Genomic DNA, 20,741 nt, shown 5'->3' with positions numbered 1-20,741 from the left:
CCGGCGGCGGGGCCGTCAGCCGTGCGCGGGGGGGCCGGTGGTGCGCGGCGGTCACACGCCGAGCAGGCCCAGGGGCGGGCTGGTGGGCCGGCTGGAGCCGCCCGGCGGTTCCGCGGTGATGCCGACGCCGTCGGCGCCCCGCGGTCCGCCGGTCAGCAGCATCGCGCCGCTGGAGCGGCCGGTCTCGACGAGTCCGGCGGGGACCATCGAGCCGTTGCGGCTGTACCAGAGTTCGTAGACCCGGTGGCCGGGCAGCGCCGGCAGGCCGTGGTAGAGGAACGCGGTGCGTCCCTGCTGTTCGGAGGCCACGACCGTGCCGCTGCCGCCGCCCTTGAGCGCCGTGGTGTGGAAGGTGGCGTCCGGGGCGGCCAGCAACGCGCTGACCGCGGCCGCCTGTTGCTCGGCGCGCACGCCGCGGTCCCGCTGCGCGTCGGCGTCGTGCCGGGCCTGGACGGCGTACCCGCCGGCGACGGCGGCGGCCACCAGACAGGCCGCGGCCGCCAGATAGGGCAGCCGGTGCCGCATCCGGCGGCGCATCGGGACCACGCTCGCCGCGTGCTCGGCCGGCGGCAGCTGTCTGACCTCGGGCAGGGCGGCCATCACCCGGGTGCGCAGGGCGGCCGGGGGGACCTCGGCCACCGCCAGGGCCAGCCGGGCGGCGGTCTCCTGGAGCTCGCGCACCTCCTGGGTGCAGGCCTCGCACCGGTCGAGATGGCGGGCGAACTCCGCGGCCTCCCGGCCGGTCAGCGCGCCCAGGGCGTAGGCGCCGGTCAGGGTGTGCAGTTCGACGGTGCTCATGCCGATACCCCCAGGCAGTCGCGGAGCCGGATCAGCCCGTCCCGCAGCCGTGTCTTGACCGTTCCCAGTGCCGTGCCGAGCAGGTCGGCGGTCTCGCGGTAGGTGTACCCGCGGTAGTAGGCGAGCGTCACCGACTCCCGCTGGAGCTCGGTCAGCTGTCCCAGGCAGCGACGGACCTGTTCACGCTCCAGCCGTCGTTCCACCTGCTCGCTGACCTCGTCGAACGCCGCGGTGTAGTCGTGCACCGCGGCCCTGTGGTCCCGGTCGGCCGCGGCCTGGGCCGAGCGCACCCGGTCCACCGCGCGGCGGTGCGTCAGCGTCATGATCCAGGCCATCGCGCTCCCCTGCCGCGGGTCGAAGCGGGCCGCGGTCCGCCACACCTCGATGAGCACCTCCTGCGCGACCTCCTCGGACTGCGCCGGGTCCCGCACGACCCGGCGCACCAGACCCAGCACGGTCCCGGCCACCGCCGTGTAGAGACTCTCGAACGCCTGCTGATCGCCCCGCGAGACGCGGTCGAGCAGGGACTCCAGGGCACCGCTGTGCGGTGCTGAGGAGCGGTCGCCGCGGCGGGCTGCGACGGGCATGGACACCTCCGGACTGTGACGTGGTCACAGCTGATTCGGCGCCGGGCGACACCTGGATTGGTGGACGGGGGGATTCTTGCCGATGGCCCGGCGCGCGCCGCACGCGCCCCCCGCCGGGGCGCCGCCCCGGGACGCCCTACGACGGCCGCCGGCCCAGATCGCGCAGGACCTCGCGGGCCGCGCGGGTGCCGGAGGCCAGCGCCCCCTGGACGGAGCCGGTCGCCCGGTGATCCCCGCACGCGTAGCGGCCGGGGCCGATGCGCGAGGGCCGGCTCAGCGGCTGCGGCGGCAGCATCGCGGGCAGCGCGTCATGGACCGTGCGGACGGTGAGCAGCTCCCACGCGGCGGCGTCGGCGTCGTAGGCCTCGGCGAGCGCCGTACGCACGCTGTCCTCCCGGCCGGGGGTGTCCGCGCCGAGCACCGAGGTGGCCACCAGGCTGTAGCCGTCCGGCGCGTAGCCGGGGACCACCTCGCTCAGGACGCAGGTGTTCAGGAACCGCCGGCGGACGTCGACGAGCAGGGTCGGCTCGGCCAGGGGTGTCGCCGTCGCCACGTGGTAGTAGGTCGTGACCTCGCGGTGCGGCGGGATGTACAGCCCGGGCAGCAGGGAGGCGGCCGCGGCCGCTCCGGTGGCGACCACGACGGTGCGGGCCGCAAGGTGCTCACCGCCGGCGGTCATCACCCCGTCGTCGGTGAGCCGGGCGACCGGGCAGTCCAGCCGCACCGCGTCCGGCGGCAGGGCGCCGGCGAGCTGCCGGGGCACCGCGCCGATGCCGTCGCCGGGCAGGCACAGGGTGCCGCGCAGCATGCTGCGCCACACCAGGTGGAAGAAGCGGCTGGAGGTCTCCAGTTCGTCCTCCAGGAAGATCCCCGACAGGAACGGCCGGAAGAACCGGGCGACGAACTCCTCGGAGACGCCCGCCGCGGCGAGCGCGGTGCGGGTGGTGCGCTCCGTGCCGCATTTGAGGAGGACGGCCGGCGCCAGCGCGTCGCGGGCCGACAGCGCGCCGAGAGCCAGCAGATCCCGGGTCCCGGCCAGCCGGCCCGGCAGCAGATCGGCCGCCCGGCGCGGCTCGCGGCTGGGGTCGGCGAAGCGCAGCCGCCCGCTCCCGGTGTGCACGAGCACGGCCGGCGAGAAGGGGTGGAGCCGGAGCGCCCGCCGCTGGATGCGCCTCTTGACCTGGGGGTAGGCGGTGTTGAACACCTGGAATCCGCGGTCGATGACGAACCCGTCCACCCGGTCCGACCGCATCCGCCCGCCGACCCCGTCGGAGCCTTCGAGGACCTGGACGGCCAGTCCGGCCGACCGCAGATCACCGGCGCAGGCGAGCCCGGCCGCTCCCGCGCCGACGACCAGGACATCGACCGCACTGCCGGCTGCCGTCATGGGGCACCGCCTTTCGCCTCGGGCACCGTGTCCGCACGCCTCGGGCCGGCGGGGCCGGTGCGCCGCTGTGGGCTCTTCGTACCGTCCCGCCGGGGCGCCCGCCCGGATCCGCCGGAATTCCCGCGCGTCGCACCCGGCCGGGCGCCCGGGAACTGCGCAAGGATCGCCGTCGGGGCACCGAGGAGAGGACCGGGTGTGCGGGACGCGGATGCCGTCATCGTCGGCGCGGGAGCGGCCGGACTCTCGCTCGCCCACCGGCTGTGCGCCCCGGCGGCGGGCCGCGGGCCGCGGGTGCTGCTGGTCGACGCACCGCCCGGCCCCCGCACCCCGCCGGAGCGCACCTGGTGCTACTGGGAGGCACCCGGCGGCGCCTTCGACGGCGCGCTGACCGCCTCGTGGGAACGGCTGCGGGTCCACGGGCCCGGCGGGGCGGCGACCGTGGGCAGCCCCGCGCCCTTCCGGTACAAGATGCTGCGCTCGCGTGACTTCGAGGCCCTGGTCGGCGGCCGGCTCGCCGGTGCGGACGGCGTCGAACGGGTCGAGGCGACGGTGGACCGCGTGCGGGACGCGCCCGGCGGGGCCGAGGTACGGGGGCGGGACGCGGCGGGGCGGCCGGTACTGCTGCGGGCGCGCTGGGCCTTCGACTCCCGGCCGGCCGGGAGCCTGCCGTCGGCCCGCACCACGCTCCGGCAGCACTTCCGCGGGTGGTTCGTGCGGACCCGGCACCCCGCGTTCGACCCCACGACGGCGGACCTGATGGACTTCCGTACCCCGCAGCCCGCCCACGGCCTGTCGTTCGGCTACGTGCTGCCGCTGGACGAGTGTGCCGCGCTGGTGGAGTACACGGAGTTCTCCCGCCGCGCCCTGGACACCGCCGCCTACGAGCGGGCCCTGCGCCACTACACCGGACAGGTGCTGCGCCTGGGCGCGTTCCGGATCACCGGGACCGAACAGGGCGTGATCCCGATGACCGACGGGCGCTTTCCGCGGCGGGGCGGACGCGCGGTGTTCCGCATCGGGACCGCGGGCGGCGCCACCCGCCCCTCGACCGGGTACACCTTCGCCGCCGTGCAGCGGCAGAGCGCGCTGATCGCGGCGGCCCTGCGGGCGGGCCGGACACCGCTGCCGCCGCCCGCGCACACCTCGTGGCACCGGGCGCTGGACGCGGTGCTGCTGCGGGCGCTGGACAGCGGGCGGGTGGACGGTGCCGAGTTCTTCGACGGGCTGTTCCGCACGGTGCCGACGGCGCGGCTGCTGCGGTTCCTCGACGGCCGCTCGCGGCTGTGGGAGGACCTCACCATCGGCCTGCGCACCCCCGTGCTGCCGATGCTCCGCACCGTCGCCGAACTGCCGCTGCTGCCCCGCCGCGCCGCGCCCTGGTGACCGGTGCCTTCCCCCCGCACCGGGCGCCGGCCGCCCCTCGTACCGACCCTTGAGGAGGACCCGTGACACCTCGACAGCGGCACGACGGGGCCGCGCGGCGCGGACGTGACCGGCGGGCGCACCGGCTGCCGGGGCCGCCGGGACGGGACCGGGCCGCGCCCGCGGGGCCGCGCGTCGCGGTGATCGGCGGTGGCATCGCGGGCCTCGCCGCCGCGACGGCGCTGGCCGAACGGGGTGTGCGGGTGACCCTGTACGAGCGGGAGCGGAGCCTGGGCGGCCGGCTGGCGGGCTGGCCGGTGCGGCTGGCCGACGGCTCGCGGGCGACCATGAGCCGCGGGTTCCACGCCTTCTTCCCCCAGTACTACAACCTGCGGGGGCTGTTGCGGCGGGCCGACCCGGGACTGGAGACGCTCCGGCGGCTGCCGGACTATCCGCTGCACCACCGTTCGGGCCTGCGGGACAGCTTCGCGCGGGTGCCGCGCACGCCGCCCTGGAGCGCGCTGGGCTTCGCCGCGCTCAGCCCCAGCTTCGGCTGGCGGGATCTGGCGCGGATGTCCCCGGGGGCGGCGCTGCCGCTGCTGGATGTGCGGGTGCCACAGGTCTACGAGCGGCTGGACCGCACCAGCGCCTGGGACTTCCTCGACGGCATCCGGTTCCCCGAAGCCGCCCGGCACCTCGCGTTCGAGGTGTTCTCGCGGAGCTTCTTCGCCGACCCGCGGGAACTGTCCGCCGCGGAGCTGGCGTTGATGTTCCACATCTACTTCCTCGGCTCCAGCGAGGGCCTGCTGTTCGATGTGCCGGGCGAGCCCTTCCCGCAGGCCCTGTGGGAGCCCCTCGGCCGGTATCTCACCGGGCACGGGGTGGCCCTGCACACGGACACGGAAGTGGCGGGCGTGGAGCCGGCGGCGGACGGCGGGCTGTGCGTCGCCGGCGGTGGGGAGCCCGCGGAGCGCCGGTTCGAGGCGGTGGTCCTCGCGCTGGACCCCGGTGGGCTGCGCCGGCTCGTCGCCGCCTCGCCCCGGCTGGGGAACGCCGCCTGGCGGGCGCGGATCGGGCGGCTGCGGACCGCGCCGCCCTTCCTGGTGTCCCGGCTGTGGCTGGAGCGGCGGGTGTACGCCGACCGGCCCGGCTTCCTGGGGACCAGCGGCTACGGCTCCCTGGACAACGTCAGCGTGCTGGAGCGCTGGGAGGGGGAGGCGGCCCGCTGGTCCGCCCGTACCGGCGGCTCGGTGCTCGAACTGCACGCCTACGCGGTGTCCCCGGACGCCGACCGGGACCGCGAACAACGCCTCCTGGTAGGCCAGTTGCACGCCCTCTACCCGGAGACCCGCGACACCCGGATCGTGGACGGTCGCCACGAGTGGCGGGCGGACTGCCCGCTGTTCCCGGTGGGCGGCTACGGCGACCGGCCCACCGTGCACACCCCCGACCCGCGGCTGGTGGTGGCGGGCGACGCGGTGCGCACCACGCTGCCGGTGGCACTGATGGAGCGCGCCGCGACGACCGGGTTCCTCGCGGCCAACGCCCTGCTGGCGCGCTGGGGCGTGCGCGGCCAGACGCTGTGGACCGTGCCGGGCAGGGGGCGTTCGGCGGTGCTGCGGTGGGCGGCCCGGCAGTCCGGACGGTGAACCGGGCAGGCCGTCGCGCGCCGGGCGGGCGGCGCCTCAGCCCGGGAAGCGTCCGCTGCTGCGCAGCTCCCAGCGGCGCTCGGCGTAGGCCAGGTCGTCGCGCCACAGCCGGGCCGAGGCGGCGCGTATCAGCGGCCGCAGGGCGGGCGCGGCCGCGCGGGCCAGGGCGAATCCGGGGCGGCGGGAGGTGGCGACGATCGCCTCGACGACGGCGGTGCGCGGGCGCCCCCGGTCGTCCGGGCCCAGCGGCGTGGCATGGGTCTCCACCACCGAGCCGCGCCCTTCACCGGCCACGATGTGCATCACCACGGTGCGCGGCTCGGGGGCGGTGAACCGCGCGGTGACCGGCACGACGGCCCGGCCGGCGACCCGGAACGAGACCTCGACGGTGAAGCCTTCGGACGGCTCACCGCCGGCCGGGGAGCCGGCCACGGTGAGGTCGGCGAAGGAGTAGGGGTGGAACCACGCGCCGTGCCACGGGTCGAGGCGGTTGGCCACCACGTCCTCGGGCTCGCAGACGCCGGTGGTGGTGTGGACGGCGGCGACGGTTCCCGCCGGGCGCGGCCGGACGGGGCGGACCGGCTCCGGCAGCGGGAGTTCGCCGCCCGCCTCGTCCAGCCGCACCCAGGCCAGGAGTCCGTCGTCGTGGGCGGGGAACGGCTCCCAGCCGGCGAACGGGGCGCCGTCCAGGGCGAGTCCGTGCCACCGGCAGCGCAGGATGCCGCAGTGCACCGGGCCGAGCGCGAGCGGCGCGCCCAGGTGGGGGCACGCGCCGGGGCCGGCGAGCAGGCGCCCTGCGGCGTCGCGCCAGGCGACGACCTCGACGCCGGCGACGGTGCGGCCGACGGCGCGGCCGGCGGTGATGTCGCGGGCCGCACCGAGGACGAACCAGTTGCCGGAGGGGCGGGCGAGCGCGGCCTGCACGGCGTCGGCGATGACCGCGGGCCGGGCGTCCCGCCAGGTGGGGCGCTGCTGTGCCCAGGGCTGCGGCCGTCGCAGCCGCAGCGGGAGGCGTGGACGGGGGCGGGGTGCCCGGCTCACCGGGTCTCCCCGGGCACCGGCACCGACGCGTGCGCCGGAGCGGGCCGCGGTGCTCCGCCGGGCTGCGCGGCGGGCCGCCCGGCGGTGAGGCGGGTCGCGGCCAGGCGGGCCAGACCGCCCGCGGCGGTGGCCACCCGGCGCCGGCGGGGGACGACCGCGCGGCGGTGCAGCACGGCGTAGCCGTCGTCGCGTACGGCGTCGAGGATGGCGCGGTAGAGGACGAACGCGGTGCGGATGCACGGGCGGGCGGACGGTTCGAGCAGGGCGAGGCCCGGCGCCGCCTCGCGGTAGACGCCGTGGGTGAGGTCGGCGGCGGCCATCAGGGCCGCGGTGATGCGCGGGTCGCGTGCGCCGGTGTCCCGGCTCCAGCGCAGCAGGTGGCGGTCGACGCCGTGTGCCGCGAGCAGGTCCGCGGGCAGATAGATCCGGCCCCGGTCGAGGTCCTCGCCCACGTCGCGCAGGAAGTTGGTGAGCTGGAAGGCGATGCCGAGGGCCGCGGCGTGCGGCGCCGCTTCCTCCTGCGGGACGACCGTGCCGAGCACCGGCAGCATCTGCAGCCCCATCACCGCGGCCGAGCCGTGCATATAGCGGCGCAGGTCGGCGTAGGTCGGGTAGTCCGTCACCGTCAGATCGCTGCGCATGGACGCCATGAAGTCCAGGAAGTGGCGGTGGTCGATGCCGTACCGGGCGGCGGTGTGCGCCACCGCGCGCACCACGGGTTCGGTGGTCGGCGCGCCGCGCAGGCCGTCCTGAAGACACTGCCGCAGGGCGTCGAGCGCGGCGGCGCGGCCGGCGGTGGTGCGGCCGGCCGCGGGCTCGTCGACGAGGTCGTCGGCCCAGCGGGCGAAGCCGTACAGGGCGTGGACGGCCGGGCGGCGGGCCACGGGCAGCAGCCGGGTGGCGAGGAAGTAGGTCTTGCCGTGCCGGGCGTTGAGCCGGCGGCAGTGCGCGTAGGCGTCGCGCAGGAGGGGGTCGGTGATACCTGCGGCGTCCAGTTCGCGGTCGGTCATACCGGGATGCCTCTCTTCGCGGGGCGAAACGGGCCGGTGGCGCGGCGGGGCGGCCGGAGTCCGGTGATGCGGGCCGCGGCGAGCTTGCCGGAGAGCACGACGGTGGGGATGCCGACGCCCGGGGTCGTGCCGCAGCCCGCGAGCACGGCGTTCTCGGTGCCGCGCACGAGGTTGCGGGGGCGGAAGGGCCCCGTCTGCGCGAAGGTGTGGGCGACGGAGAACGGGGTGCCGGCGGCGAGACCCTGGGCGGTCCAGTCGGCCGGGGTGACCAGGTGCTGCTCCTCGATGGCGGCGCCGATGCCGGTGAGCCCCCGGCGCTCCAGGACGGCGAGCAGACTGTCGCGGTAGCGGGGGGCCAGGTCGTGCCAGGTGCGGGCGCCGGGGCCGGTCTCGGTGTTGGGGCAGGGCGCCAGGATGTAGTGCAAGTGGCGTCCGGGCGGGGCGAGTTGCGGGTCGGTGGCGGTGGGGCGGCTGAGCAGTAGGGAGGGGTCGCTCATCAGCCGGCCGGTGCGGGTGAGTTCGTCGAAGGTGCGCTCCCAGGCCGCGCCGAAGGAGAGCGTGTGGTGCGCCAGCTGCGGCCAGGTCCGGTCGGTGCCGGCGTGCAGGATCACCGCGGACGGCGCGTGGCGCAGCGGCAGCGGGCGCCGCGGCCGCCGGCCGAGGAGGCGGTGGACGACGGGCAGATCGGGGGTGAGCACCACCGCGTCGCACGGGATCCGCTCGTGCGCGGTGACCACCGCCGTGATCCGGTCGCCGGCGCGCTCCAGGCGCGTTACCCGCTGCCCGTAGCGGAAGGCGGCGCCGGCGTCCGTGGCGGCCCCGGCCATGGCCTCGGGCACGGCGTGCATGCCGCCCTGGGGGAAGTACACCCCGGCGACGGTGTCCATGTAGGCGATGACGGCGTAGGCGGCGAGGGCGCGGGCGGGCGGCACCCCGGCGTACAGCGCCTGGAAGGAGAAGACCCGGCGCAGCCGCGGGTCGGGCAGGAAGCGGCCGATCCGCGCGTCGAGGCGGCCGAATCCGCCGAGGGCGGCGAGCCGCACCAGGTCGGGGTGGAGCAGCTGGAGCGGCGAGTCGAAGTTGGTGTCGATGAAGCGGTGCCGCTGGACGTCGTACATCTGCCGGAGCCAGTGGCGCAGCCGGCGGTAGCCGTGGGCCGCCCGGGCGCCGGCGAACCGTTCGACCTCGGCCTCCATGGCCTCCGGGTCGGTGTGCACCGCCAGTTCGCTGCCGTCGGCGAAGCGGGCGAGGTAGGCGGGGTGCAGTGCCCGCAGGGTGACCCGGTCGGTGAGGCGTTCGCCGACCGCGGCGAACGCCTCGTCGAGGAGGTCGGGCATGGTCAGCACGGTGGGGCCGGTGTCGATGCGGTAGCCGTTGCGCTCGATCCGGCCGGCCCGTCCCCCGGGCCGCTCCGCGCACTCGACGACGGTCACCCGGCGGCCGGCGCCGAGCAGATGCAGGGCGGCGGACAGCCCGGAGAGCCCGGCTCCGACCACCACCACGTGGTCGGTGCGGCCCGGGACGGCTCTCATGCGACGCTCCCTTCGGGTGCGGCGGGTAGGTCGGAGGGGCGGAACAGCGGGGCAGTGCGGCGGGGTTGAGCGGTGGTCAGACGGCCCGGAAGACGAGTGCGGCGTTCTGGCCGCCGAAGCCGAAGGACGTACTGGCCGCGGCGGACAGCGGGGTGCGGCGCGGGGCCTTGGTCACGATGTCCAGATCGATGTCGAGGTCGCGGTCCTCGTGGTTGGCGGTGGGCGGGATGCAGGACTCCTGCAGGCTCATGACGGTGACGGCCGCCTCGATGGCGCCGGCCGCGCCGATGGCGTGACCCAGGGCGCCCTTGAGGGAGGTGACGGCGGGCGGCGCGGGGAAGACCGTGCGCAGCGCCCTGGCCTCGGCCAGGTCGTTCAGCCGGGTGCCGGTGCCGTGCGCGTTGACGTGGTCGATGTCCCCCGGCGTCAGACCGGCGTCCGCCAGGGCGGCGGTGAGGGCCGCGGCGGCGCCCCGGCCGTCCGGGTCGGGGGCGGCGTAGTGGTAGGCGTCGCAGGTCGCCCCGTAGCCGGCGAGGTGTGCCCGCGGGCGGGCGCCGCGGGCCCGGGCGTACTCGGGGCGTTCCAGGACCAGGACGGCGGCGCCCTCGGAGAGCACGAAGCCGTCGCGGGCGGCGTCGAACGGGCGGCAGGCGCCCGCGGGGTCGGCGAGGCGTGCGGACAGGGCGCCCATGCGGTGGAAGCAGGCGGCGGGGATGGGGTGACGGGCCGACTCCGCGCCGCCGGCCAGCACGAGGTCGCAGCTCCCGGCGCGCAGCAGATCGCGGGCCACTCCGAGGGCGCTGCTGCCGGAGGCGCAGGCGGTGGACACCGCGAAGTTGGGGCCCCTGGCCGTCAGGTCGAGGGCGATCTCGGCGGCGGCCATGTTGGGCACGCTGCGGGTGACGGCGAGCGGCGAGATGTCCAGCGGCCGGCCGGCCGCGAGCTTGGCGAACTCGCCGACGTAGCGCTCCATGCTGGCCGTTCCCGTCCCGATGACCACGCCGACGCGGGCGGCGTCCCACTCGCCGGGGACCAGGCCGGCGTCGGCGACGGCGTGCCGGGCGGCGAGGAGGGCCATGGCGACGAAGCGGTCCAGCCGCCAGCCGGACTTCCGGCCGACCAGCCGCGCGGTGTCGAAGTCCGGCACCCGGCACGAGAGGTCCACCGGCAGCCCCGCCAGCTCCGGGTCCCGGGCGGCGGTGGACCGGCCGGTGAGCAGCTCGTCCCAGGTGGCCCGGGCGCCGATGCCGGCCGGGCTGACGACGCCGAGCCCGGTGACGGCGACCTCGCGGCAGGGGCCGGACATCAGCGGGTGCGGTGCGGTGCGGCCGTCAGAGCCCCGTCGGCGCCGGCGCGGTCCAGCAGGGCCGCCAGCCCGCCGATGGTCGTGTGCAGCGGCACGTCCTCCAGCGCGACGCCGGTGCGCTCCTGGAGCATCAGCCCCATCTCGACCAGGGCGAGGGAGTCCAGGCCCAGTTCCTCGAAGGTGCGCTCGGGGGTGACGTCGGACGGGTCGAGGTCGAAGGTCTCGGTGAGGGTGGTGGTGATCAGCTCGGTACTGGTGGGCACGGGTGACTCCTTCGGTGGACGGGGTGGGGCCGGCCGCGGGTCCCGTCCGCGGTGCCGCCGGGCGCGGGACGCCGGTGCGGGCCGGCCTCCGGTGTCCGTGCGCAGGCGCGGGGGGCCGGGGGGATGCGGACGGGGTGCGGCATCACGGCTCCGGACGGGCGGGCGGCACCGCGGGCGGTGCGCGGGGGTCGGGCAGCGCGCCTTCCACTGTCGCCGACCGTGCCCCCGGGCGCCGGGCGTGAAGGCACCGCCGAACGAGTGGCGCCGCGCCCGGTGGCGCGGGTGTGCGTCACCGGTCCGCGGCCAGGGCGGGCGGGGCGGCTGCCGGTGTGGCCGCGTCCGTGTCACGGGGGCGGGGCGGCCGGCCGAGCCAGCGGGCTGCCGCCACGGCGGTGAGCAGGGTGACGGCTCCGGCGACGACGGCGGTGAGCGTCATCGCGTCGGTGAAGGCGCCGCGGGCGGCGGACAGCACGCCATCGCGCAGTGCCGGGGGAAGCCGCCGCGCCTGTGCGGGGACGGACAGCATGCTGTGCTCGGCCGCCGCCGTCACACCCGCGGGGGCGTGCAGGTCCGTCAGGGACGTACGGAACCGGGCGGTGAAGACGGCCGCGAGCAGGGAGCCCTGGACGGCCACGCCGAGGGCGGAGCCGACCTGGCGGGTCGCATCGTTGATGGCCGAGCCCAGTCCGGCCCGTTCGGTGGCGACCGAGCCCATCACCGACTCGGTGGCCGCCGCCGCGACGAGCCCCGCGCCGACGCCCGCGACCAGCTGGAAGGCCGCGCAGTGCGGATAGCCGGAGTCGGAGGTGGTGGTGGCCAGGACGGCGAAGCCGGCCGAGACCAGGGTCAGTCCGGCGACGACGGGGACGCGTCCGCCCAGCAGGTTCCGCAGGGGCACGGCGCACCCGGCGCCGAGGGCCAGTCCGCCCGGCAGCGGCAGCGTCCGCAGACCGGCCTGCCACGGGCTGAAGCCGAGCACTCCCTGCAGATAGAGGGTCAGTACGAACAGCGCCCCGAACATGGCGAAGGACATCAGCGCCAGGGCCGCAGCCGCCACACCGATGCCCGGCACCCCCAGCAGGGACAGCGGCAGCATGGGGGCGGGCGTGCGCTGCTGCCGGACGACGAAGGCGGCCAGCAGCAGCACGGCGGCGGCGAATCCGGTCAGGACCGCCGGGCTGGTCCAGCCGCGGTGCGGGCTCTCGGTGAGGGACCACACCAGCGCCAGCAGCCCCGCGGCGGACAGGACGGCACCGGGCACGTCGAAGCCTGCGCGCCGCTTCGTACAGGACTCCGGCACCAGCAGCAGGGCGAGGACGACGAGGACGCCGGCCGGCGGGAGATTGATCCAGAACGCGGCGCGCCAGGAGTAGTGCTCCACCAGCCAGCCCCCGATGACCGGCCCGCACAGGCCGCCCATGCCGCCGACCGCGGCCCACGCGGCGATCGCCCGGCCGCGCAGCCGGGGTTCGGGGAACAGGTGGTGGAGGACCGCCAGGGTCGCCGGCATCAGCAGCGCGGCCCCGGCCCCCATGACGCAGCGGGCGGCGATCACCTGCCCGGGGTGGGCGGCCAGCGCGCCACCCAGTGAGGCGCCCGCGCAGACCGCCACTCCGCAGACGAAGGAGCGGCGCCGGCCCCAGGCGTCGGTGAAGGCGCCCACGGCCAGCACCGTTCCGCCGAGGACGACGGCATAGCCGTCCACGATCCACTGCACCTGCGCGGTGGAGGTGTCGAGGTCGCCCTGGAGGCCGGGGACGGCGACGTTGAGGACGGTCAGATCCAGGCCGAGCATGAACAGCCCGAGGCACACCACGGCGGCCGCGCCCGTACGCCGGGCGGCGCCGGCCCGCCCGGTGGCCGTCATGCCGTGGCCACCGGGTGCCGGGTGAGCGTGCCGAGGACGCCGGTGAGGTGCCCGATCAGCTCCTTGGCCGCCGTCTGCGGGTAGTTGTGGCCGCCGGGGAAGAGATGTACGTCGGCGGGGGTGGTGACCAGGTCGTTCCAGGCCTGGAGCTGACGTGGACCGGTGACGGGGTCGTGCTCGCCGCCGTAGAGCACCAGGGGCACGTCGAGGGGCGGCTCCGGGTGGTGCCGGTAGTGCAGGAGCAGCAGCAGATCGGCCAGCAGCGGGGTGCAGGCCGCGGCCATCAGGCGGGCGTCGGCGAGCAGTTGCTCGGGGATCGGGCCGACGAGTTCGTCGAGGCCCGCGAGACCGGCCGTCAGACGCGGCGGCAGGTCAGCGGTGTAGGCGTCGAGGTGCGGCGCCGACAGGGAGGAGACCGCCAGCAGCGCGGGCGGACGGCCGTGGGTGCGCCGCAGATGGCGGATCGCCTCGTAGGCCAGCAGCGCGCCCGCGCTGTGGCCGAAGACCGCGAACGGCCGGGGGTCGGTCCAGTCGTCGAGCACCGCGGCCAGCCGGGCGCTCAGATAGGCGGGGTCGGTCAGCGACGGTTCCCCGGCGCGGGTGCCGCGGCCGGGCAGCGCCACGGAACACAGCTCGACCCAGGGCGGCAGCAGCGGCGCCCACCGCAGATAGCACTCCGGACCCGCTCCGGCGGGCGGCAGGGCGTAGAGCCGCAGCGACGCCTGCGGGCGGGCGGCCAGCACCACGCGTTCCGGCACCGCCGACGCCGCGGCCGGCACCGAGGCCGTCTCCTGCGGGGATCCGACACCCATGCTTACGCCCTTCGCCTCGCGCTCCGCCGTTCGCCGTCCCGCCCCGGCCCCGTCGTCCGTCCCGGCGGCGCCGGGGACGGCCGTGGTGTTCCGGCCGGGCACCGCACCGATGCCCACGCCGACCCTGCACTCCCCCGCCCGCTCACTCCACACACCACGCAAGGCGCCGGGCCCGTCTGACACCAACGGCGGCAGCCGCCTCCGTCCGCGGGTACCGGTCCCGGGGCGCGGCCGGGGCGTACCGGGTCGCCGTGCGCAGTCCGTTCGGGGGCCGCCGCCCCCTACCCCCAGTACCTGAGAGCCAGGCGGGAAGTGCGCTCCGGGGCGGGACGTGGACCAACCGGTGCGCTTCATAGCGTGCGTCACGGAAGCACGACGGCTTCCGTGACGGAAGGACCGATCCCCATGGTGTCCCGCCCGCGCAGCGGCCGACCGCTGCGTACCCTGCTCGCCGCGCTCGTCGCCGTCTCGGTGGCCGTGCCCGTGTCCGGCGCGGCCCGCCCCGCGGCCGTCCCGGCGCCCGCGCCGGTGGCCCTCGCCCCGTTGCGGACCGCCGCCGGGCCCGGTGCCCTCGCCGGGCGCTACGCCCTCAACCGTGCCGGCATCCGCGCGGCGGCCCGGATGGCCGAGGGCCACGGCGACCGGGCACGGGCCCGGGCGCTGCGCCGGATGGCCGGCCCGAACCGGCAGTTCCTGTCCTTCGACGGCCGCGGCGGGGGCCGCACCGTCGAGGTCCTCGGCGATCTGGCACGGGCCGCGCGGATCGCCGTCCTGGTACCGGGCTCGGACACCAACCTCGACACCTACGGGCGGTTCCTGAAGGGCGCGACGGCGCTGCGCCGGACGCTGGACGCGCGCACCGTCGTGGTCGCCTGGCTCGGGTACCCGACGCCGGGCACGGTGAGCCCCGACGTGCTGACGACCGGGCTCGCCGACTCGGCCGCGCCACAACTCCGTTCGTACCTGGGCGACATGGCGGCGCTGCGGCCCGCGGCCCGGATCTCCGTGCTGTGCCACTCCTACGGGTCGGTGGTCTGCGGCCGCGCCGCGCCGGGGCTGTCGGTGGCGAACCTCGTGCTGTACGGCAGCCCCGGCGCGGGGGCCGACAGCGCCTCCGCCCTGCACACCCGGGCGGCGGTCTGGGCCGGCCGGGGCGCGGACGACTGGATCGCCCACGTGCCGCACGGCCGGCTGCGGCTGCCCTTCGTGACCGTCGGGTTGGGCACCGATCCGATGTCGGACGCGTTCGGGGCGCGCGTCTTCGCGGCCGGGGCCGGCGGCCACAGCGACTATCTCGCGCCCGGCTCCGTCGCCCTGCGCAACATCGCCCGGATCGTCTCCGGACGGACCCCGGCCGAGGGGCACCGTGATGCGTGAACTCGCCCGGCGGATCGCCGCCGCCACCCCGCAGGGCCGCGACCGCGGCGTCGACGCCCTGCGCGCGCTCGCCATCCTGGGGGTGGTGCTCGGGCACTGGCTGGTCACCGCCCTGGTCACGGACAGCGGTGCGGTGCACGGCGCCAGCCCGCTGCACTTCCTGCCGCAGCTGACGCCGGTCTCCTGGGTCTTCCAGACCCTGGCGGTCTTCTTCCTGGTCGGTGGCCGGGTGGCGGCGCGCGGTCATGCCTCGTCGCGCGCCAGGGGGGAGAGCTACCGGCGGTGGCTCGGTGACCGTACGGCCCGGCTTTCGCGCCCGGTCGCGGCGGTGTTGGTGCTCTGGGGAGTGGTGGCCCTCGCCCTGCTCGCCTCCGGGGCCGGGGTGGGGACCGTCGCCACCCTGGGCACCCTGGTGTGCTCACCGCTCTGGTTCCTGCTGGTGTTCACCGCGCTGACGGCGGCGACCCCGCTGGTCGCCCGGCTGCACCCGCTGTGGCCGCTGGCCGTCGTCCTCCATGTCGACCTGTTCCGCTTCGGGTTGGGGGGTCCGGCGTGGCTCGGCTGGCTCAATGTGCCGGCGGGCTGGCTGGTTCCGTACTGCCTGGGCGCGGCCTGGGCGCGCGGACGGCTGGCCGGCCGCTCGACCGGCTGGGCGCTGCTGCTCGGTGGCGGCGCCGCCACCGCCGTACTCGTCGGGTGGGCCGGATATCCGGCTTCCATGGTCGGGGTGCCGGGCGCCGCGATATCCAATCTCAACCCGCCCACCCTCGCCGCCGTCACCTTCGGTCTGGCCCAGTGCGGGGCGGCCCTGCTGCTGCTCGGTCCGCTGCGGCGGGTACTGCGGCGCCCCCTGGTCTGGGCGCCGGTGGCGCTGCTGAACCTCGCGGCGATGACGGTCTTCCTGTGGCACCAGACGGCGATGGTGGCGGTCACCGCGCTCGGCCTGCTCGCGGGCCGGCCGCTCCCCGGGCTGCACACCGCCCCCGACGGCGCGGAATGGGTACTCGCCCGGCTGGCCTGGCTGCCGGTGTTCGGGCTGGCGCTGCTGGTGTGCCTGGCCGCCTTCCGCGCCTACGAACAGGGCCGCGCGGGGCGGCGCGGGCGCTCCCGGCGGCGCCCCGCCCTGCCGGGGGCGACCCGTCGTGTCTAGGGTGGTGCGCATGGTCACGGGGGGCGGGGCGGGTGGGGAACCGCGGTTGCGGGCGGTGCTGTTGGCGGTGCCGCGTACGCTGCGCGACGATCTGTGGACCGTGGCGGCCGATCCGCTGCCGAGGATGCGGGGGCCGCGCCTGCTGGCCCGGCTGCCGCATGTGGTGATCGGCGTCCTCGTCTACGCGACGGCGATCCTCAACACGGACTACCTCATCCATCTCTACGGGCTGGGGACGGGCCTGGCGCTGCTGCTGGCGCTGTGCCAGTCCCTCGGGCTGTTCGCGGCCATGTTCCGTCCGATACCGGCCTGGTGGGTGTCGACGGCGGCGATGGTGGTCGCGGCGCGGGCCGCGGGCGACGGGTTCCCCGGGTCGGAGGGCTTCCCGTGGACCGAACCGGGTCTCCTCGCGCAGGCCGCGACGGTGTTCCTGCTGGCGCTGCGGGTACGCCCGCGGGTGGCGGCCGAGGCACTGGGGCTCCACGTCCTGGCCGGGTTGTGCTGTCTGACGTTCCTCGGCCCGGAGCACCACCAGAACGTGACGCAGGCGGTCCCGCTGCTGCTCATCGCGACGGTGCTGGGGGCCGCCCTGCGCGGCCGCCGGGTGGCCCGTACCCAGCTCGTCGAGCAGGAGGAGCTGACCGCCGAGGAGCGGGCCCGGCGCACCCTGCTGGAGGAGCGCCACCGGATCGCCCGGGAGCTGCACGACGTGGTCGCCCACCACATGTCGGTGATCTCCATCCAGGCGCAGGTCGCCCCCCATCTCGTCCCGAATCCCACCGACGAGCTGACGGAGAACCTCGCGGGCATCCGCGCGAACGCCGTCGACGCGCTGCGCGAACTCCGCCGCGTGCTCGGCGTGCTGCGCTCCGAAGACCTCGCGGCGGAGGGCGTGCGGCACGCCCCGCAACCCACCCTGGACCGGCTGGACGAACTGCTCGACAACGTGCGGACGGCCGGACTGACCGTCACCACCGAGACCACCGGCGAGCCGCACGCACTGTCGCCGGGGGCCGAACTGTCGGCGTTCCGCATCGTCCAGGAGGCGCTGAGCAACGCGATGCGGCACGCGCCCGGCGCGACGGTGCGGGTGCGGCTCGGCTACGCTCCCGACGGCCTCACCCTCCACGTCACCAACACCGCGCCGGACGGGCCCGCCCCACCCTCCCCCGGCTCCGGACACGGGCTGCTGGGCATGCGCGAACGCACCGCGATGCTCGGCGGCGAACTGGCCGCCGGTCCCACCCCGGACGGCGGCTACGAGGTGGCCGCCCTCCTGCCCGCCCCCGCGAGACAACCGGCCGAGACCGGCGAGGACACCCCATGACGACCATCCGCGTGCTGATCGCCGACGACCAGATGATGGTCCGTCAGGGGTTCACCGTGCTGCTCAACGCCGAACCCGGGATCGAGGTCGTCGGCCAGGCCGTGGACGGCCTCGACGCCCTCGCCAAGACCGCCGAACTCGCCCCGGACGTCGTCCTGATGGACGTCCGGATGCCGCGGCTCGGCGGCATCGAGGCCACCCGCCGCCTCACCGGGCCGGCCGGCGCCGCCGTCAAGATCCTGGTCCTGACCACCTTCGACCTCGACGAGTACGTGTACGAGGCACTGCGGGCGGGCGCGTCCGGCTTTCTGCTCAAGGACGCCTCGGCGGCCGAACTCGCCCAGGCGGTACGGGTGGTGGCGGCCGGCGACGCCCTGCTCGCGCCGCACATCACCAAGCGCCTGATAGCCGAGTTCTCCCGGGTGACCAGCGCCCCGCGCACGCCGCTCAAGGACCGGGTGGGCACCCTGACGGAACGGGAGACCGAGGTCCTGTCACTGATCGCCCAGGGCCTGTCGAACGGGGAGATCGCGGAGCGGCTGGTGGTGGCGGAGCAGACCGTGAAGAGCCATGTCGGCCGCATCCTGGTCAAGCTGGGTCTGCGCGACCGGACCCAGGCCGCCGTGTTCGCCTACGAGACGGGGCTGATACGCCCGTCCGGATACTGAGCCGGGTCCACGGGCACACCGCCGGGCGCTACTGCACGTCCTTGAAGGGCCCCTCGTCGAGGAACCTGCGCAGATTCCGGGCGAAGGACCGCGCCTCCCCCTCCGGCCAGGAGTTGAGGGACTCCTCGATACGCGCGGCGAGGCGCTCGCGCATCACCGCCACCGTCTCGGCGCCCTGATCGGTGAGCGTCAGCAACACGGCCCGCCGGTCGGCGGGGTCCGGTGCGCGCCGCACGAGACCGGCCGCCTCCAGACGTGAGGCGCGCCGGCTGACGCCGGACCGGTCGAGTCCCACCTCACCGGCCAGATCGGCGGCGCTGCGGGGCCCCGTCCTGGCCAGTCCGCTCAGCACCGGATAGGTGACCTCGTCGACGCCCTCGCCGATGTTCTCGGTCAGGGCCTGGTACAGGTTGGCCCGCAGGGTGCGCTTGAGCAGGTCGCCCAGGGCTTCGGCGACCGCGTGCCCCATCTCGTTGTCCATACCTCCAGAGTAGCGTGCGCCACGCACGTAATGCCCGCGGGGCGCCCTCAGGACGCCGCGCCCCCCTGCGGGACCGAAGCCCCGGAAGCGCCGCCGGGCACTGCACGGCGGAGGCAACTCGACCAAGCCGCACACCTCCTGGCGGGCGGTCAGGCCGTGCGGGCGCCCGCCCCCCGGAGTCCGAAAGAGTCCGCCAGGGTGTCGATCTGCGCGACGAGCAGCGTCGACGCCCGGTGACCCATCCCGGCGTACTGACCGGACACCTCCAAGCCGACCGTGCCATGCAGCTGCGACCAGGCCAGCACCGCGCCGGCGAGGGCGACACCCGCCGCCTCGTCCCGCGGCGACAGCCCGGTGTGCCGCGCCACCCAGTCGGCGATGCCGTCGCCCTCACGCACCCAGGCGGCCATTTCGGCGACGACCGGCCGCATCGCCTCGGCGGGCGCGCCCGCCGCGAACACCGTGAGGAAAGGCCCCAGGGCGGCCCGGGCACGCAGCAGGGTGTCGGGCGGAGCGACGTACCCGGGGAGCGGGGCGCCCTGGATCAGGAGGTAGCGGTGCGGCTGCGCGACGGCCCAGCCCCGGTAGGCCTCGGCCAGGGCGTGCAGGGCGGCTCGCGCGTCCCCGGCGGACGCCGCGCCGCCGGCCTCCTCGGTGACCTGCGCGACGTCGTCGTAGGCGTCCCGGATCAGCTCGCCCAGCAGATCGTCCCGGCCCGCGAAGTAGCGGTAGAGGGCCGGCCCGGAGAGCCCCATGTCCTTGGCGATCCGGGTGAGCGCCACGGCCTGCACGCCGCCCTCGGCGAGCTGCTGCAGTGCGGCCGCCTTGATCTCCGCACGGTTCTGCTCGCGGTAGCGCGCCCGGGGGCTTCGTACCTCGGCGGCCATGTTCTCCTCCTGCGTCGCGGCGGGGCGGGACGGCGAGTGTGAGCCGCCCTCGCGCATCGTATCCACCACCCCTCTTGCGATGCATCATCACTAGAGTTATGGTCTCTAACAGAAGCGAGAGGGAGCAACGGGAACCCGCCGCACCGCCCCTCACCCGCCTTCATCCGCTCCTCGCCCGGCGCCATCCCGCCGCTCCACAGAGAAGGAATCGCCATGTCTGCTGCCGCACGCTCGCTCCACGTCGTCCTGGGTGCCGGTCCGGCCGGCACCACGCTCGCCGCCGAACTCGTCCGCCGGGGGCACGCCGTCCGGCTGGTCAGCCGCTCGGTGCCGGAGCGCGCCGCCGAAGGCGTGGAGTGCCGGGCCGCCGATGTGAGCACCCCCGAGGGGGCACTGGCCGCCGTCGAGGGCGGCGAGGTCGTCTACCACTGCGTGAACGTCGCCTATCACCTGCAGGTCGAGGTGATGCCCCGGGTCCAGGAGGCGGTGCTGGCCGCCGTCGGGACCACCGGCGCGCGGCTGGTCGTCCTGGACACGCTCTACCCCTACGGCCGCACGCACGGCGAGGTGATGACGGAGGGCAGCCCCTGGCAGGCGACGAGCCGCAAGGGCGTGATGCGGGCGCGGCTGGACGAGGCCTATCTCGCCGCGCACCGCGCCGGGCGGGCCCGGGTCGTCCTCGGCCGCGCGGCCGACTTCGTCGGGCCCGGCGTGCTCAACTCGACGCTCGGCGGCACGGTGTTCCCGCCCGCACTGACCGGTGACGAGGTCCTCGGGCTGGGCGACATCGACCTTCCGCACAGCTACACGGCCATCCAGGACGTGGCGAGGGGACTGGCCACCCTCGGCGAGGACCCGTCGGGCGACGGCCGGGTGTGGCATCTGCCCACCGCCCCCGCCCGCACCACCCGCGAGATCCACTCGATGATCGAGGAGCGGGTGGGCCGCCCCCTGGAGCGGGTGATCCTCACCGAGCCCCGCCCCTTCGGCCCGTTCGACGAGACCTTCATGCACGAGTACGCGGAGATGTTCTACCAGCACACCGAACCGCAGATCGTGGACTCCTCGGCCTTCGCCCGGACCTTCGGCATCCGCCCGACTCCGCTGGAGTCCACGCTCGACACCACACTCGACTGGTACCGCGCGCTGCTGGCGGGCACGCGGAACTGAGCGGGTGCGAGGGGAGGTTGCGGTCCCCGGGCGGACGCACGCACGGGAACCGGGGGCCGGCGCACGA

At 76.1% G+C, this 20,741-nt stretch carries 19 protein-coding genes; 7 read left to right on the top strand and 12 right to left on the bottom strand.

The window, feature by feature from the left end:
- Positions 1–51: 51 nt before the first annotated feature.
- The 3 genes from ACQP17_RS33075 to ACQP17_RS33065 all read right to left on the bottom strand — a co-directional run bounded on the left by ACQP17_RS33075 (position 52) and on the right by ACQP17_RS33065 (position 2,772).
- The gene (locus ACQP17_RS33075; protein WP_433859605.1) at positions 52–798 is read right to left on the bottom strand and encodes an anti-sigma factor; all 747 of its coding nucleotides are present in this window, start codon (positions 796–798) and stop codon (positions 52–54) included.
- On the bottom strand, positions 795–1,385 hold the full coding sequence (gene sigK / locus ACQP17_RS33070) for an ECF RNA polymerase sigma factor SigK (protein WP_433859604.1): 591 nt from the start codon (positions 1,383–1,385) through the stop codon (positions 795–797). Before sigK ends, ACQP17_RS33075 begins: the two co-directional genes overlap by 4 nt.
- Before the next feature lie 136 nt (positions 1,386–1,521).
- On the bottom strand, positions 1,522–2,772 hold the full coding sequence (locus ACQP17_RS33065; protein ID WP_433859603.1) for an NAD(P)/FAD-dependent oxidoreductase: 1,251 nt from the start codon (positions 2,770–2,772) through the stop codon (positions 1,522–1,524).
- A gap of 195 nt (positions 2,773–2,967) precedes the next feature.
- Between ACQP17_RS33065 and ACQP17_RS33060 the strand changes: the two genes are divergently transcribed.
- Together ACQP17_RS33060 and ACQP17_RS33055 are read left to right on the top strand one after the other, a co-directional pair.
- On the top strand, positions 2,968–4,155 hold the full coding sequence (locus ACQP17_RS33060; RefSeq protein WP_433859602.1) for a lycopene cyclase family protein: 1,188 nt from the start codon (positions 2,968–2,970) through the stop codon (positions 4,153–4,155).
- Positions 4,156–4,217: 62 nt separating this feature from the next.
- The gene (locus ACQP17_RS33055; RefSeq protein WP_433859601.1) at positions 4,218–5,783 is read left to right on the top strand and encodes an FAD-dependent oxidoreductase; all 1,566 of its coding nucleotides are present in this window, start codon (positions 4,218–4,220) and stop codon (positions 5,781–5,783) included.
- 36 nt (positions 5,784–5,819) lie between these two features.
- Here the strand turns inward: ACQP17_RS33055 and ACQP17_RS33050 are convergent, their stop codons facing one another.
- From ACQP17_RS33050 to ACQP17_RS33020, 7 genes are all read right to left on the bottom strand, one after another.
- Positions 5,820–6,824: a DUF5914 domain-containing protein gene (locus ACQP17_RS33050; protein ID WP_433859600.1), complete on the bottom strand. Its 1,005-nt coding sequence runs from the start codon at positions 6,822–6,824 to the stop codon at positions 5,820–5,822.
- Positions 6,821–7,834, bottom strand: a complete 1,014-nt coding sequence (locus ACQP17_RS33045) for a phytoene/squalene synthase family protein (RefSeq protein WP_433859599.1) — start codon at positions 7,832–7,834, stop codon at positions 6,821–6,823. The genes ACQP17_RS33050 and ACQP17_RS33045 overlap by 4 nt, the downstream gene beginning before the upstream one ends.
- Positions 7,831–9,366 (bottom strand): phytoene desaturase family protein, encoded by a 1,536-nt coding sequence (crtI, locus tag ACQP17_RS33040; RefSeq protein ID WP_433859598.1) that lies wholly within the window; start codon positions 9,364–9,366, stop codon positions 7,831–7,833. Before crtI ends, ACQP17_RS33045 begins: the two co-directional genes overlap by 4 nt.
- Before the next feature lie 76 nt (positions 9,367–9,442).
- Positions 9,443–10,672, bottom strand: coding sequence for a beta-ketoacyl-[acyl-carrier-protein] synthase family protein (locus ACQP17_RS33035; RefSeq protein ID WP_433859597.1), 1,230 nt, complete (start codon positions 10,670–10,672; stop codon positions 9,443–9,445).
- Entirely contained in the window at positions 10,672–10,935 is a 264-nt protein-coding gene (locus tag ACQP17_RS33030; RefSeq protein ID WP_433859596.1) for an acyl carrier protein, read from the bottom strand. The genes ACQP17_RS33035 and ACQP17_RS33030 overlap by 1 nt, the downstream gene beginning before the upstream one ends.
- A 289-nt stretch (positions 10,936–11,224) precedes the next feature.
- Positions 11,225–12,802: an MFS transporter gene (locus ACQP17_RS33025; RefSeq protein ID WP_433859595.1), complete on the bottom strand. Its 1,578-nt coding sequence runs from the start codon at positions 12,800–12,802 to the stop codon at positions 11,225–11,227.
- Positions 12,799–13,614 carry a thioesterase II family protein gene (locus tag ACQP17_RS33020; protein ID WP_433859594.1) on the bottom strand — a complete coding sequence of 272 codons (816 nt, stop codon included), beginning with the start codon at positions 13,612–13,614 and terminating at the stop codon, positions 12,799–12,801. The genes ACQP17_RS33025 and ACQP17_RS33020 overlap by 4 nt, the downstream gene beginning before the upstream one ends.
- A 405-nt stretch (positions 13,615–14,019) precedes the next feature.
- Between ACQP17_RS33020 and ACQP17_RS33015 the strand changes: the two genes are divergently transcribed.
- From ACQP17_RS33015 to ACQP17_RS33000, 4 genes are read left to right on the top strand one after another with little or no spacing between them, the layout of a single operon-like run.
- Positions 14,020–14,991, top strand: coding sequence for an alpha/beta hydrolase (locus ACQP17_RS33015; protein ID WP_433859593.1), 972 nt, complete (start codon positions 14,020–14,022; stop codon positions 14,989–14,991).
- Positions 14,984–16,141, top strand: coding sequence for an acyltransferase family protein (locus tag ACQP17_RS33010; protein WP_433859592.1), 1,158 nt, complete (start codon positions 14,984–14,986; stop codon positions 16,139–16,141). Before ACQP17_RS33015 ends, ACQP17_RS33010 begins: the two co-directional genes overlap by 8 nt.
- A gap of 10 nt (positions 16,142–16,151) precedes the next feature.
- Positions 16,152–17,468 (top strand): sensor histidine kinase, encoded by a 1,317-nt coding sequence (locus ACQP17_RS33005; RefSeq protein WP_433859591.1) that lies wholly within the window; start codon positions 16,152–16,154, stop codon positions 17,466–17,468.
- Complete coding sequence (locus tag ACQP17_RS33000) at positions 17,465–18,136, top strand: response regulator transcription factor (RefSeq protein ID WP_364873984.1); 672 nt, start codon at positions 17,465–17,467, stop codon at positions 18,134–18,136. Before ACQP17_RS33005 ends, ACQP17_RS33000 begins: the two co-directional genes overlap by 4 nt.
- A gap of 28 nt (positions 18,137–18,164) precedes the next feature.
- Here the strand turns inward: ACQP17_RS33000 and ACQP17_RS32995 are convergent, their stop codons facing one another.
- A complete protein-coding gene (locus ACQP17_RS32995; protein WP_433859590.1) occupies positions 18,165–18,617 on the bottom strand; it encodes a MarR family winged helix-turn-helix transcriptional regulator in 453 nt (150 codons plus the stop codon).
- A gap of 149 nt (positions 18,618–18,766) precedes the next feature.
- Positions 18,767–19,504 (bottom strand): TetR/AcrR family transcriptional regulator, encoded by a 738-nt coding sequence (locus tag ACQP17_RS32990; RefSeq protein WP_433860070.1) that lies wholly within the window; start codon positions 19,502–19,504, stop codon positions 18,767–18,769.
- A 213-nt stretch (positions 19,505–19,717) separates the two neighbouring features.
- On the opposite strand from ACQP17_RS32990, the gene ACQP17_RS32985 reads away from it, so the two are divergent.
- Complete coding sequence (locus ACQP17_RS32985) at positions 19,718–20,674, top strand: NAD-dependent epimerase/dehydratase family protein (RefSeq protein ID WP_433859589.1); 957 nt, start codon at positions 19,718–19,720, stop codon at positions 20,672–20,674.
- Positions 20,675–20,741: the final 67 nt, after the last annotated feature.

Source organism: Streptomyces kronopolitis (assembly GCF_050953795.1).
GTDB classification, from domain to species: domain Bacteria; phylum Actinomycetota; class Actinomycetes; order Streptomycetales; family Streptomycetaceae; genus Streptomyces; species Streptomyces kronopolitis_A.
Note: the sequence above shows the minus strand (reverse complement) of the source record. Positions and strands in the feature narration are given on the sequence as shown.

What these genes read in the sequence shown, in the direction of transcription:
- crtI (WP_433859598.1), bottom strand. Translation starts at nt 9,366, where the DNA reads ATGAGAGCCGTCCCGGGCCGCACCGACCACGTGGTGGTGGTCGGAGCC.
- ACQP17_RS32995 (WP_433859590.1), bottom strand. Translation starts at nt 18,617, where the DNA reads ATGGACAACGAGATGGGGCACGCGGTCGCCGAAGCCCTGGGCGACCTG.
- ACQP17_RS33015 (WP_433859593.1), top strand. Translation starts at nt 14,020, where the DNA reads ATGGTGTCCCGCCCGCGCAGCGGCCGACCGCTGCGTACCCTGCTCGCC.
- ACQP17_RS33010 (WP_433859592.1), top strand. Translation starts at nt 14,984, where the DNA reads ATGCGTGAACTCGCCCGGCGGATCGCCGCCGCCACCCCGCAGGGCCGC.
- ACQP17_RS33005 (WP_433859591.1), top strand. Translation starts at nt 16,152, where the DNA reads ATGGTCACGGGGGGCGGGGCGGGTGGGGAACCGCGGTTGCGGGCGGTG.
- ACQP17_RS33020 (WP_433859594.1), bottom strand. Translation starts at nt 13,614, where the DNA reads ATGGGTGTCGGATCCCCGCAGGAGACGGCCTCGGTGCCGGCCGCGGCG.
- ACQP17_RS33000 (WP_364873984.1), top strand. Translation starts at nt 17,465, where the DNA reads ATGACGACCATCCGCGTGCTGATCGCCGACGACCAGATGATGGTCCGT.
- sigK (WP_433859604.1), bottom strand. Translation starts at nt 1,385, where the DNA reads ATGCCCGTCGCAGCCCGCCGCGGCGACCGCTCCTCAGCACCGCACAGC.
- ACQP17_RS33075 (WP_433859605.1), bottom strand. Translation starts at nt 798, where the DNA reads ATGAGCACCGTCGAACTGCACACCCTGACCGGCGCCTACGCCCTGGGC.
- ACQP17_RS33045 (WP_433859599.1), bottom strand. Translation starts at nt 7,834, where the DNA reads ATGACCGACCGCGAACTGGACGCCGCAGGTATCACCGACCCCCTCCTG.
- ACQP17_RS33065 (WP_433859603.1), bottom strand. Translation starts at nt 2,772, where the DNA reads ATGACGGCAGCCGGCAGTGCGGTCGATGTCCTGGTCGTCGGCGCGGGA.
- ACQP17_RS33035 (WP_433859597.1), bottom strand. Translation starts at nt 10,672, where the DNA reads ATGTCCGGCCCCTGCCGCGAGGTCGCCGTCACCGGGCTCGGCGTCGTC.
- ACQP17_RS33025 (WP_433859595.1), bottom strand. Translation starts at nt 12,802, where the DNA reads ATGACGGCCACCGGGCGGGCCGGCGCCGCCCGGCGTACGGGCGCGGCC.
- ACQP17_RS32985 (WP_433859589.1), top strand. Translation starts at nt 19,718, where the DNA reads ATGTCTGCTGCCGCACGCTCGCTCCACGTCGTCCTGGGTGCCGGTCCG.
- ACQP17_RS32990 (WP_433860070.1), bottom strand. Translation starts at nt 19,504, where the DNA reads ATGGCCGCCGAGGTACGAAGCCCCCGGGCGCGCTACCGCGAGCAGAAC.